Below are 12,995 nucleotides of genomic sequence, written 5' to 3' on the forward strand. Positions count from 1 at the left end.
ACTACTTCTTCGCTTCGTCTTCGTCGATGATTTCGGCGTCAACGATGTCTTCATCGTCGGCAGCCTTGTCACCAGCGGGAGCGCCTTCTGCACCGGCACCCGGAGCGTCAGCTGCAGCGGCCTGCGAGTAGATCGCTTCGCCAAGCTTGGTCTGGGAAGCCTGGAGCTTCTCGAACGCAGTCTTCACAGCGGCGTCGTCGGTGCCTTCCAGCGCGGACTTGAGGGCGTCGACGTCGGCCTTGACCTCGGTCTTGACTTCCTCGGGCAGCTTGTCGTCGTTGTCGGCGATAAGCTTCTCGACGGAGTAGGCGAGCTGCTCTGCGGAGTTACGGGTGTCCGTAGCTTCGCGGCGGGCCTTGTCCTCAGCAGCGTGCTCTTCGGCTTCACGGACCATGCGGTCGATGTCGTCCTTGGAGAGCGCCGTGCCACCGGTGATGGTCATGGACTGTTCCTTGCCGGTGCCCTTGTCCTTGGCGGACACGTGGACAATGCCGTTGGCGTCGATGTCGAAGGTGACCTCAACCTGCGGGACGCCACGGGGTGCCGGAGCGATGCCGGTCAGTTCGAACGTGCCCAGCGGCTTGTTGTCGCGGGTGAATTCACGCTCGCCCTGGAAGACCTGGATGGCCACGGACGGCTGGTTGTCGTCAGCGGTGGTGAAGGTCTCGGAACGCTTGGTGGGGATAGCCGTGTTGCGCTCGATGAGGTGCGTCATGACGCCACCCTTGGTTTCGATGCCGAGGGACAGCGGGGTGACGTCGATGAGGAGAACGTCCTTGCGCTCGCCCTTCAGGACACCGGCCTGGAGTGCGGCACCAACGGCCACAACTTCGTCCGGGTTGACGCCCTTGTTGGGCTCCTTGCCGCCAGCGAGTTCCTTGACGAGCTCGGAGACAGCAGGCATACGGGTGGAGCCACCGACGAGGACGATGTGGTCGATGTCGGAAACCTTGATGCCGGCTTCTGCGATGACGTCCTGGAACGGCTTCTTAGTGCGGTCCAGGAGGTCCTTGGTGAGGTCCTGGAACTTGGCGCGGGTCAGCTGCTCGTCCAAGTGAACCGGGCCGTCGGGGGTGACGGACAGGTACTGGAGGGAGATGTTGGTGCTGGTGGAGGAGGAGAGTTCCTTCTTGGCCTGCTCTGCAGCTTCACGGAGACGCTGGAGGGCGATCTTGTCCTTGGAGAGGTCGATGCCCTTGACCTTGAGCTGGCTCAGGAGCCACTCGACGACGCGGTTGTCCCAGTCGTCGCCACCGAGGCGGTTGTCACCGGCGGTTGCGCGGACCTGGATGGTGGAGAAGTTGTCTTCGTCCTTGCCAACCTCGAGGAGGGAGACGTCGAAGGTTCCGCCACCGAGGTCGAAGACCAGGATGAGTTCGTCTTCCTTGCCCTTGTCCAAGCCGTAAGCCAGTGCAGCCGCGGTGGGCTCGTTGACAATACGGAGGACGTTGAGGCCTGCGATTTCACCGGCTTCCTTGGTGGACTGGCGCTCGGCGTCGTTGAAGTAGGCCGGAACGGTGATCACAGCGTCGGTGACCTCTTCGCCCAAGTAGCTCTCGGCGTCGTTCTTGAGCTTCATGAGGATACGCGCGGAGATTTCCTGCGGCGTGTACTTCTTGTCATCGATGGCGACGTTCCAGTCGGTGCCCATGTGGCGCTTGACGGAAGCGATGGTGCGGTCGATGTTGTTGACGGCCTGGCGCTTGGCGATTTCGCCCACCAGGACTTCGCCGGACTTGGAGAACGCAACGACGGACGGCGTGGTGCGGCCGCCTTCTGCGTTGGCGATGACGGTGGGCTCGCCACCTTCGAGAACAGAGACCACGGAGTTGGTGGTTCCGAGGTCGATACCTACTGCACGTGACATATCTTGTTTTCCTTTCAATGGCCGATGTTGGAGATCGCGCCTGGCAACGGTCCGCTGGGCGGTTTACGTGCTGGGAGCCTGCTCAACAATCGGCTAGTTGAGCGTTCTGCACTCAACTGTACTCAGCCTCAGATTTAAGTCAATCCAAAGTTGAGTCTAGTACGCTCAACTTTCTGAATCACGGCCCGGAAACCCGCAGAATCACGCGGCAAAATGGGGTGGTTTCGCCTACGGTGAACTGGCAGACGAAGCCTCAGGACACGCAAAATGCCCTCCGCCAGTCACCCGGAGTGGCGGCACCCATATCCGGGTGTCACTACTGAATATGCGCGGCGTCAGCCGTTTGGGTGGCGTCAGCGGCGTCGAGCGGTTCCGGCTTGTAGACCCACGCCACCAGGACCACGGAGATGATCATCAGCAGGAACCATGCCAGGAGCTTGTCGATGGAGACCGCCTGCCAGCCCTCCAACTGGTTCGGATACAGCCACGCGCGGGACCACGTACCGATGTTCTCCGCGAACCAAATGAACAGCGCCACCAGCAGGAAAGACACCAGAATCGGCATCTTGAAGCGGCGGCGGAACACCCGGAAGTGCATCACGCACCGCCCGTAAACAAGCACGACGGCGGCAAGCAGCACCCAGCGAAGGTCAAGGATGTAGTGGTGCGAGAAGAAGTTGACGTAGATCCCCGCCGCAACAATGGCCGTGATCCATCGCCGCGGATACCGATCGAAGCGGAGATCGAACAGCCGGAAGACCCGCACCATGTATGAGCCCACGGCCGCGTACATGAACCCACTGAACAGGGGAACCGCGCCGATCCGGAGGAAACCCTCGGCCTCGTAAGCCCACGAGCCAACGTCCGTCTTGAACAGCTCCATCACCGTTCCCACCACATGGAACAGCAGGATCACCCGCAACTCCCGCAGCGTCTCCAGCTTGAAGCTGATCATGAGCACTTGGATGACGATCGCGGCAATGGTCAGGAAGTCGTTCCGAGCCAACGCGGCATTGTCCGGATACCAGAGGCGGGCTGCGATGATCACGGCGAGCAACGCTGCACCGAACACGCAAGCCCACGCCTGCTTCAGCCCGAACACCACGAACTCGGTGAGTCCCGCCCGGGCGCGTCCTCCGGGGGCTCGGTCCAGGTAGCGGTGCGCGAGATCGTCGATGGACTGTTCCACGGACGTGGAGTTACGCATGGTCCGCCTTGGTAGACCCGAGTTGGCCCAGGTAGTAGTCTCGCGGCCAGTGGCGGATCCGTTGGGGCAAGCGAGGATAGACCCTGCCCACCATCCGCATGGTCCGATCGAACCGGCGCGCCTGCCCCGGCCCCCAGTCAAGCCCGAAACCCTCCCGAAGATGGTCCGGCAACAGACCCGCAGTCAGGAACCGTGCCAAGGGCATGGCCAAACGGAGGAGTTGCGGCCCGGCCGCCGGGTAGAGGAGTTCCTGCGCTACCTTCAGTGCTTTGGCGTCCGGCTGGAGTTTGCTGACATGCGCGTCCCAGTACGCCGCGAACGCGCCCCGATCAACTGGCCACATCGTCGCCGGAAGCTGCAGAGCCGTTCCGATCCGCGCGTACTCGCTGTAAATACGGTCGGCAGTCTCGTCGTCGAGCGGTCCGTGAACCTGCTCATAAACAGTCACGGCGGTGTCGTAGAGGGTAGCCACCACCCATAGTTGAGACTCGGCGTCGAACGCGCTGTAGCCCGCGGAGGTGGCATCGGGGCTCCGCCGGACCGGCGCGTGCGCCCTGTTGACCGCGCGGCGAACGGCCTTCAGCTGCTCCTCCGAGCCGTACACCACCGCATACACGTACGTCATGGTGGCGCGAAGCCGGTCCATGGGGCGCTCCGCGAAGTTGCTGTGCTCGGCCACGCCGTGACCCACTTTGGGATCGGCGATCTGCAGGAGGATCGCCCTCCCCGCACCGGCGAGCAGGACGCCCTCAGCACCGATGTCAGCAAGTCCACGAACCATCTGAATACTGTAGCGCCCTAGCCTTGGAGCCCCACGACGCCTTGAAGCACGCCAAGTTGATGTTCGAAAAGTTGGTCGCGGGCTTTAAAAGTGTCTTGACCATATTGCCCAAAGACCTCAAAGCTGACAGCCCCGAACACCGACGTCCACGCCAGCACGCCCCGTGCGAGCGAAGCGTCCGGCGCCGCGAGGTTCATCTCCGAGCGGATGGCGGCCAGGTCTTCGGCCAGGGCGGGAGGAATCACGACGGCGGGACTCACGTGGGCGTCCAGGGCACCTGCGCGGTAGGCGGCATCGAAGATGCCCACCAGACGAAAGATCACACGGGTACCCGGGACGGTGGTGCGCTCGCCCGGAGCCTGATACCCGGGAACAGGACTGCCGAAGAGGAGCGAATAGCTGGCCGGCTCACGGAGGGCCCAGGCACGGACTGCCACGCCAAGGGCCTTGAACTGTCCGGGGAAATCATCCTCCGGTACGGCGTCAACGGCTGTGTCCACTTGGTCGCCGAGCTCGTTGTACCCGTCGATGAGCAGGAGCGTGAGAAGCTCATCCCGATTCTCGACATACCGGTAGACGGCCGAAGATACGACACCCAGGTCCCGCGCTACTGCACGCAGGGAAAGGGCTGCTGCGCCATGGAGCGCCAGGTGCTCGCGACCGAGCCGGATGATGTCGGCGATGGTCTGCGCGCGGGCACGTTCGCGGGGAGTTGGGGGCTTGGCCTTGATTGCTTCGGCGGGCGTCATGCCCCCAGCTTGCCATAACAGAGAGCGCTGTCAACAAATGAGAGCATTGCTCTTGACTTTGAGGGGATAATCGATCACCCTGAATTGAGAGAGCACTGCTCTCGCTTTCAATCCAGAGCGTTATCTCCCGAAAGAAGGACCTCATGTACGTCGTCACTGGAGCAGGACCGGTGGGTTACACCATTGCCGAACAGCTCGCCGAGCAAGGCCACCAAGTCCGCATCCTGACCCGCTCGGGCAGCGGCCCGGACCATCATTTGGTGGATCGGATGCGGGTGGATGCCTCCGATCCCAGCCAGGTTTCCCGGGCCGTACAGGGCGCCAAGGCGGTGTTCCACTGCATCCACGGTTCGGCGTACCGCGCCGCGGCCTGGGCAGCCGAACTCCCCCAGGCCGAGCAAGTGGTGATGGATGCAGCGGCAGCCGCGGGCGCCGTCGTCGTATTTCCTGAAAGCCTCTACTCGTACAGCGAGCCGGACCGCGTTATGACGGAGGCTGGACCGCGCCAAGTGTCAGGCGGAAAACGCGGGGTCCGAACCCAGCTGTTGAACGCGCGGCAGGCACATGCAGCGGACACCGTAAGTGTTGTGGCGGGCGACTTCTTTGGGCCGCGAGTCAAGATGGCGCATGCCGGCGAGCGCATGGTGACGCCCATCCTGGCAGGCAAGGCGGTGCAGGTCATAGGGAGTACCCGCCAGCCGCACTCCTTTACTTATGTACCGGACCTCGCAGCCGCCATGATCGCTGCGGCGAAGAAGCCGGAACTCTGGAACCGCGTGCTGCATGCCCCCACCGGCGCCGCCGTGACCCAGCGGGAAATAGCCGAAGCGCACGCGGCGGCCGCCGGCGTGACTGCACCCAAGGTGAGCGCCGTGCCCGGATGGGTGCTGCGGGTGGCGGGCCTATTCTCTATGGACATGCGCGAGCTTGCCGAATTGCTGTACCAGTTCGAGCGCCCGTTCGTGATGGATTCCACCGAAAGCCAGCGGCTCCTGGGCCTGGAACCGACTCCCCTGCCCGAGGCCGCAGCGGCAGCGGTGGCCTGGTGGCAGGACGCTGCCCGGCTACCCAACTAACTGGCAGTAGTGGTTGTTCTGAGCGCTGAAAACAACCACTAATGCCAGTCAGTTGGGTGGGCGATTCACTGAAACCTTCGGATGTCTGAAAATGTTCGAATCATGGATTTCCCTGCTCGTGGCTGAAACCCTGAGTGAAGTGCACAGGACGTATCCGGAGCGTCCCGGACGGCACCAACCCACCCCACTATTAATGCCACACGGGATACTCAATGAGGAGATCTTCCATGTCCACATTCGCCATCAATCGTCGTCAATTGCTGCAGACCGGGGGCATCGGCGGACTTGCCGTAGCACTGTCAGCAACGTCCTCAGGCGCCGCCCATGCCGCGCCCCAAAAGAAGAGCACGGGTACCCCGCAGATTACTGATCTGGGGCCTGCAGTAGTCCAGTTCTCGCTCATGAGTTCGCTGCTGGTGGGCGACACGGTCTACATCGGATCCCGCAATCTGAACCCGGTGCGGGTGATCGGATACCACCTCCCAACAGGCACCATCACGTCCCGGACAGATCTCGGCTCGGGATACAGCATCCAGGCCTTGGCTGCTGACTCCACCGGGCGTTACGTGTACGCAGGCGTGCTGCGCGACGGGATTGATGGAAAGCCGAACCTCTACCGCTGGGACCTCAGCACACCCAATGTTCCTGCGGTCGGCGTCGGCGAGACCGGCGACCGTGACATCCGCGCACTGGCCGTGGCCCCTGATGGAAAGGTCTACCTCGCCGGCGGCGGGCAAACCACCGATGCTCCCTCCCTGTGGGAATACGATCCCACCACGAATGCCATGACAAGTTGGGGCATCCCGGACCCGGGCGCAACCATTGCCCAGGCAGTGGCCGCCACCGCCAGCACCGTGTACTTCGGCACCGGCAGCACCTTGGGCGGCGGCAACGGCTCCAGCCCGGCACGCCTCTTCGCGTTTGATCGGACAACCAAGACGTCCACCAATATCCTGCCTGCAGAAGTAGCCGCGGGCGTCTCTGTCACGTCCCTCAGCGTCCTGAACGGGCAGCTGGGAGTGGGGGTCAAGGGGCCAGGAAAATCCGTTCTGATCAACCTTGCCAACCACGCCCAATACACCATCATCGCCAAGACCGGAGTGATGTTCAGGCAGCTGGGCAACGACGTCTTCTTCGTCAAGGAACCGGGCGTGTGGTCCTACAACATGGTCAGCAAGAAGATCACTCAGATCCTCACGGAAGATGTTGGTGCCATGTGGGGCCTGGATGTCTACGGCAACAAGGCCCTCACGGTGTCCTCTTACGACGTTATTGAAGTGGACCCCGTGGCGAAAACCGCCGTCAAACATGACCTCACGCAGGCCGGGGCGCCGGGCGGACCGCAGCTTTGCATGGGCTTGGCGGCCGGAGCGGGCGACGTCTACGTGGGCGGCACCGGAACCATCGCCCGTCACCAACTGGCCACCGAACAGGTGTCCTATCTCCGGGCGACAGGCGAGGCCAAGGACGCCCTGATCGTGGGCGGGATCCTCTACACCGGCCAGTACAACTCCAGGGGCATCTACGCCTACGATCCCACCACCGGGCAGCTTCCGTACCAGGTAGCTGCGTTGCCCGCCGGACAGAACCGGCCCTTGGACGTCTGCTGGGATGCAGTCAACGGCCTGGTCATAGCCGGCGCGCAGAACGACACCGGCGGTGGCGGCTGCTTCGCCGCCTACAAGCCCTCCACCACGCAGGTGATCAGCAAGGTGAACCCGATCGATGCCCTCCAAATGGTTCGCGCTGTGGCGACGAAAGACGGCGTGGCCTACCTCGGCGGCGACAACATCTACGCAACCGGCCCCCGGAGCACTGTGGTGGCCTGGGACCCCGTGGCCAACCAGGAGCTGTGGCGGCTGGATCCCGGACAGGCCCAAGGCATCGCAGCTATGGCAATCCATGGCAACTACCTCTTTGGCATGTCCCGGAAAGCAGCGGGCCTGTTCGTCATCGACCTCGCCACACGCCAAGTGGTCCACACCGGAGACCTCAGCGCGGTGTGCACGGACTTCGGCGCCCTGGTAGCCACCGAAGAGAAGGTCTACGGCGTCTCCGACACCACGGCCTTCAGCATCGATCCCGCCACGTTCGAGGTCACGGTGGTGGTGGCTGCAATCAACGGTGGCTGGTACAGCGGCCCGCACATCACGGCAGACGAAGACGGCTTGCTCTATACGCTTCAAGGCCCCAACCTGGTCCGGATTGATGACCTGTCCCCGGAGGGGAAGCTGAAGAAAGAGAAGAAGGACAAAGAAAAGCAAGACAAGAAGCCCAAGAAAGAAAAGTAGGCCCTTCAAGCCCATGTAATTGGCAGCAGATGCCGTTTTGAGCCCTCAAAACGGCATCTGCTGCTACCCAGTTGGGCTGGCCGTAAACAATCCCGCCAGCACCGAGCACGCAGCACCCCGGGCGAGGGCTACGGGATCTGCAATGGCTGCATCAAATGACGGAGACGGAGTATTCGCGTGGCTGTACTGATTCAAAAACGCGCGCTTGGCCTGCTCGGCGAAGGTCCCCAGATCCGCCTCCGGCGCAAAGCCAACCACTACTTGTTCGGGGCCCATGACCTTCGCTATGTTCGCCATTCCGATGCCCAGGTGCATGGCGGCGTCGGCAATCAGGCTGGAATCGACGTCGGGGTCTATCCCCCGGTCCTGGCCGCTCCGCTCCAGCTCACGCTGCATCCCCCACAAGCTGCCGCGGGTCTCAAAGCAATCGTCCGCACCGCAGTGACAGGGCTTGGCCGGCCCTGGTCCGGTGATCGCCCGCGAATGGGCGAAGCCCCCCGCCGCACCGTTGAAGCCGCGCTGGATGCGGCCTTCAATCACGACGGCGGCACCCAGGCTGGTTCCGACGCTGAAGATGAGCATCTCCCGGCCTTTGAAAACGTCATCGAACAGCAGCCCGCGAGCGTAGGCATTGACGTAACTGTCAACGATGACCGGTTGCTCAGAAATTTCTTCAAGGAGCATTTGGAACTTGATGTCTGCCCAGCGCATCGCCCCGCTGTGCCGCACCAAGCCACTGGCCTGATCAACCACGCCGGAAACGGCAACACCCACCCCAATAAGCCTGGACTCCACCGAGCCGGCCGCCGCGCGCACGGCCCGAGCCACGGCCGCTGCCGCTTCGTCGGGCCCCGTGGACGCCAACGGCTCGCTGTGGGTGGCCACCACGTCACCGCGCAAATCGACGACGACGGCGTGGGCCTCCGTAGCGGACAGCCTTACCCCCGCCGCGAAAACACCTTCGCGTCCGAGCTCAAGCAGTCGTGCGGGCCTGCCACCCGTGCTGGGCGCAATCTCGGTTTCAACCAGCAATCCGGACTGGATGAGCTTTCCGGTAATCCCTGTGACGCTGGCTGCGCTCAAGCCGGTTTGGACCGTAATTTTGGCGCGGGACACCGGCGCCTGTGTCCGGACAACGTCCAGCACCAAGGCCTCATTGATCTCTCGAATCAGGGCCTTGCTGCCTGCACGTGGCTTCATTGCTGGTGGCTCCTGTTGTCGCGTCGCATGGGATCTCCCCCATTCTGGCATCCGCAGTCCGGATGCCTTCACACTCTCCATGATACTTACTTTAGTCATTGACAAAAGATATTGAAACTGGCAATCTCGGTCCCATGAACAACAACAAAGGCGTTGCATCGACATCATCGCCACCCACAGCAACCCGGCTGCAGATCCTGCTGAGCATCCCGGATGCGGAACGGGTGGCCTTCATCTCCCCCGAAACCCGCGCTGCGCTGGACGGGCTCGGTGAGGTCACCGAAGCCGCCCCTGCCGAACTCCAGTCATTGGGTGCCTTCTCCGCCGCTGCCGTAGACAAGGATGTGTTCATCACCGCCTGGGGATTCCCCCGTCTCGATGCCGAACACTTGGCAGTGGCTCCGAACCTTAAGTGCGTCGTCCACGCCGCCTCATCACTGCACGCCCTGGTCAGTGAAGACTTCTGGGCCGCCGGCATCCCCATCTCCCAGGCGGGCGCAGCCATGGCACCGGCGGTCGCGGAACTCTCGCTCACCTTCACACTTAACCTGCTGCGCCGCGTTCACCAGCTGGATCACAGCCTTCGCTCAGGCGCCAACTGGGAGGACGCCCGCAACGTCAGCAGGGCCCGCGAAATCTCCGGCGCGCGCATCGGCGTCGTCGGAGCGTCACGGACGGGCCGTCGCTACATCGAGGCCTGCCGGGCGCTCGGCGCGAAAGTAGCCGTGTTCGATCCGTACATCCCCACGGGAGATCCCCTCGCGGCCAGCTCCGCCACTTTGGATGACCTCATGGCCCACAGCGATGTGGTCGCTGTCCATGCTCCGGCCACCCCCGAAACCGCAGGACTCATCGGTGCTGCCGAACTCGCCTTGCTCCCGGACGGGGCCGCGTTCGTGAACACGGCCCGTTCCACCATCGTGGACATGGAAGCCCTCTATAAGGAGGTGCACTCGGGCCGGATTGATGCTGCGTTGGACGTCTTCGACGAAGAACCCCTGCCTGCAGGCGATCCCTGGCGCTCCCTGCCCAACGTGCTCCTCACTCCCCACCTCGGCGGAGCCACCGTCGACTCGCGGCGCAGGGCCGGCGGGATCGTGGTTGATGAACTCCGCCGCTTCATCGGCGGCCAGCCCATGGAACACGCCCTCACCCGCGCCGACCTCGAACGGATGGGCTGACCGTGCAGAACATTCTCCTGATCCATTGCCACGATCTGGGCCGTTTCCTGGGCAGCTATGGCGTGGAAACAGTGTCCACCCCCAACTTGGACGCCTTGGCCGATGAATCAGCACTCTTCGAGCAGGCTTTCGCAACTGCTCCCCACTGCAGCCCTGCCCGGGCCTCGCTCTTCACGGGCACCTATCCCCAGACCAACGGTGTCCTCGGGCTGACGCACGAGCCCTTCAGCTGGGATCTCAAAGAACCGAAGGACCACATCGCACACAGGCTGAAGTCCGTCGGCTACCAAACCGAGCTGGTGGGCGTGCACCACGAATCGCGTGTTTTGGCGGACGACGTCGTGGCCGATCGGCTCGGTTTCGACCGCGCCCGTACGGGAGGTGCCCGGGACGTCGTCGTGGCTCGCGCCACTGACGCTTTGCGTCGCATGTCCGGCAGCGACCGGCCCTTCTACCTGCAGGTCGGCTTCACGGAGCCGCACCGGGTGCCCTCCGAAAGGGATCGCCCGGGGGTAATGGGTTTCCTGGCCGACGGCGTGAACCCGGACGCCTCCCTGGGGCATTCTGTTCCGGCCCACTTGGTGGACGACGACGGCGCCCGCGAGGAAATCGCCGAACTACAGGGCGCTGTGAAGCACATGGACGAAGGTGTCGGCAGCATCCTCGCCGAACTGGATTCCCTGGGCCTTCGCGAGCAGACGCTGGTCCTGTTCACCACCGACCATGGGCTTGCGCTGCCCCGCGCCAAATGCACCCTGTACGACGCCGGACTGGGCGTTGCGCTGATGCTTCGCCACCCCGGCAATCCGGCGTGGTCCGGGAGACGCGTGGCGGACATCGTCAGTCACGTCGATGTCCTGCCCACCTTGCTGGACCTGGCAGGACTCCCAACTCCGGACGGCCTCGCCGGGACCACCCTGCGGCCGGCCGTGGAAGCAGGAGAAGCTCCGCGAAGCCACTGTTTCAGCCAGCTGAGCCACCACACGTATTACGACCCCAAGCGATCAGTGCGGACATCCACGCACAAGCTGATCGTCAACTTCTCCAACGCACCCCGCGCCATGGATCCCACACAATCCTGGATTCACCGCAGCCTGCCTGCAGACCTTGGCGGGCCAACCATCGGAACCAGTCCGGCACTGGAACTCTACGACCTCACGGTGGATCCAGAGGAACTGGACAACATCGCCGGCCGTCCGGAGCAATCGGAGATCCTCAGGGATCTCTCCGCAACCCTCTTCGACTGGATGCGCGAATGCGGGGATCCCCTCCTGACCGCACCCGTTGCAGCCAGCCGCCACGAGCTCGCGCTCAGCGCAATCCAAGAAGCCACCCTCACCCGAAAGTAGCCACCATGTTCACACGCAAGATGCACCGCACCGCTTTGGCAACTGCCGTCGTCGTCACCGCCGCTTTGACGCTCACCGCCTGCGGTTCCGCCGGTTCCCCAACGTCCGACGGCGGGCCGGCCACTGGCAAGGTAACGCTCTGGATGTACCCCGTCATCAAGGACGAGACGGCCAGCAAAAAGTTTTGGCAGGACACTGAGGCCAGCTTCGAGAAGGCCAACCCGGGCATCGACCTGGCGATCGAACTCCAGACGTTTGATAAGCGGGATGCCCAGATCTCGGCGGCGCTGGCCGCAGGCTCGGGACCCGACGTCGTCCTTATTACACCGGATCAGGCCGCCACGTACCGCAACGTGCGCGGGCTGCTGCCCGTGGACAAGGCTGTTGAACAGGACAAGGACAGCTTCTACCCGGGCACCTTGGACGCGGCAACGTTCGACGACGAGGTGTTCGGCGTCCCGCTGTTCCAGAACATCAACACCACGGCGTACAACACCAAGATCTTCGCGGACGCCGGGCTGCCACTGCCCAAGTCCTGGGACGACCTCCGCGGTGCTGCGCCGGTTTTGGCAAAGAAGGGCATCGCCGTGATGGACTACGCAGGCAGCCCTGAACAGACGTTGAACCTGTCCTTCTATCCTCTGCTGTGGCAGGCAGGCGGAACGGTTTTCACCGATGACGCCAAGGACATCGCGTTCGACTCCGAGGCCGGGGTTTCGGCGCTGCAACTGCTGATCGACCTCAAGAAGCTCGGTGGTCTTCCCGCGGATGCCGCCACGGATGGCCCCAAGGTTGAAGGCGCACCGATCGCCACCGGTAAGGCAGCGATGCGTGCCACGACATCGCTGCCGGAGCTGAAGCAGATGCGCGCTGCCCTGGGAGCCGAAAATGTTGCCCTGGGCGCTCCGTTGCAGGGCAAAGTCCAAGCGACGTATGGCAACCCCGGATTGCTCGCACTGACCTCCATCAACAAGAAGGAAAACCGCGAAGCTGCCTACAAGGTGATGAGCTACCTGAGCTCGGCTGAGTCCCAGAAGGCACTCAACGCCGCTGCAGGCAACCTGCCTACGCGCAGCGACGCCGCGGCCCTGGGCACCGACGCCGACTCCGTCGCGATGGCAGAGGCCTTGAAGTCAGCCAACCCCGGCGAACCGTCCCCCGTTGCACGCCAGGTCATGGGCGCCCTCGCGCCGAACATCCAGGCGGCCCTCCGCGGCGACGTCAGCGCCAAGGAAGCCCTTGACCGTGCTGCCAAAGAAGCCCGCGGCATCCTGCAGCGCTCGGCATCCTGAGT

Annotated in this window: 10 protein-coding genes; 5 read left to right on the forward strand and 5 right to left on the reverse strand. The window is 63.4% G+C overall.

All coding sequences use genetic code 11. From position 1 onward, the window contains the following. Window position 1 precedes the first annotated feature (1 nt). The 4 genes from dnaK to ACR30Z_RS15680 form a co-directional block, all read right to left on the reverse strand. The gene (dnaK, locus tag ACR30Z_RS15665) at window positions 2-1,867 is read right to left on the reverse strand and encodes a molecular chaperone DnaK (protein WP_434373446.1); all 1,866 of its coding nucleotides are present in this window, start codon (window positions 1,865-1,867) and stop codon (window positions 2-4) included. Window positions 1,868-2,183: 316 nt separating this feature from the next. Beyond that, window positions 2,184-3,074 (reverse strand): DUF817 domain-containing protein, encoded by an 891-nt coding sequence (locus ACR30Z_RS15670; RefSeq protein WP_434373447.1) that lies wholly within the window; start codon window positions 3,072-3,074, stop codon window positions 2,184-2,186. Next, a complete protein-coding gene (locus ACR30Z_RS15675) occupies window positions 3,067-3,855 on the reverse strand; it encodes an oxygenase MpaB family protein (RefSeq protein ID WP_434373449.1) in 789 nt (262 codons plus the stop codon). Before ACR30Z_RS15675 ends, ACR30Z_RS15670 begins: the two co-directional genes overlap by 8 nt. Before the next feature lie 17 nt (window positions 3,856-3,872). Then, the gene (locus ACR30Z_RS15680; protein WP_434373450.1) at window positions 3,873-4,604 is read right to left on the reverse strand and encodes a TetR/AcrR family transcriptional regulator; all 732 of its coding nucleotides are present in this window, start codon (window positions 4,602-4,604) and stop codon (window positions 3,873-3,875) included. A 143-nt stretch (window positions 4,605-4,747) separates the two neighbouring features. Here ACR30Z_RS15680 and ACR30Z_RS15685 point away from each other — a divergent pair, with 143 nt between their 5' ends. Both ACR30Z_RS15685 and ACR30Z_RS15690 read left to right on the forward strand, forming a co-directional pair. Beyond that, window positions 4,748-5,680: an NAD-dependent epimerase/dehydratase family protein gene (locus tag ACR30Z_RS15685; protein ID WP_434373451.1), complete on the forward strand. Its 933-nt coding sequence runs from the start codon at window positions 4,748-4,750 to the stop codon at window positions 5,678-5,680. A gap of 227 nt (window positions 5,681-5,907) precedes the next feature. Then, complete coding sequence (locus tag ACR30Z_RS15690) at window positions 5,908-7,971, forward strand: PQQ-binding-like beta-propeller repeat protein (RefSeq protein ID WP_434373453.1); 2,064 nt, start codon at window positions 5,908-5,910, stop codon at window positions 7,969-7,971. A 63-nt stretch (window positions 7,972-8,034) separates the two neighbouring features. On the opposite strand, the gene ACR30Z_RS15695 is transcribed toward ACR30Z_RS15690, so the two are convergent. After that, a complete protein-coding gene (locus ACR30Z_RS15695; RefSeq protein WP_434373454.1) occupies window positions 8,035-9,171 on the reverse strand; it encodes an ROK family protein in 1,137 nt (378 codons plus the stop codon). 134 nt (window positions 9,172-9,305) lie between these two features. Between ACR30Z_RS15695 and ACR30Z_RS15700 the strand changes: the two genes are divergently transcribed. Genes ACR30Z_RS15700 through ACR30Z_RS15710 form a run of 3 tightly spaced genes read left to right on the forward strand, consistent with a single transcriptional unit; the run spans window position 9,306 to window position 12,993 of the window. After that, the gene (locus tag ACR30Z_RS15700; RefSeq protein WP_434373455.1) at window positions 9,306-10,352 is read left to right on the forward strand and encodes a hydroxyacid dehydrogenase; all 1,047 of its coding nucleotides are present in this window, start codon (window positions 9,306-9,308) and stop codon (window positions 10,350-10,352) included. Window positions 10,353-10,354: 2 nt separating this feature from the next. Then, window positions 10,355-11,701 (forward strand): sulfatase family protein, encoded by a 1,347-nt coding sequence (locus ACR30Z_RS15705; protein ID WP_434373456.1) that lies wholly within the window; start codon window positions 10,355-10,357, stop codon window positions 11,699-11,701. 5 nt (window positions 11,702-11,706) lie between these two features. After that, window positions 11,707-12,993 carry a sugar ABC transporter substrate-binding protein gene (locus ACR30Z_RS15710; protein ID WP_434373457.1) on the forward strand — a complete coding sequence of 429 codons (1,287 nt, stop codon included), beginning with the start codon at window positions 11,707-11,709 and terminating at the stop codon, window positions 12,991-12,993. Window positions 12,994-12,995: the final 2 nt, after the last annotated feature.

This window comes from Paenarthrobacter sp. FR1 (assembly GCF_051106045.1).
GTDB lineage: Bacteria > Actinomycetota > Actinomycetes > Actinomycetales > Micrococcaceae > Arthrobacter > Arthrobacter nitroguajacolicus_A.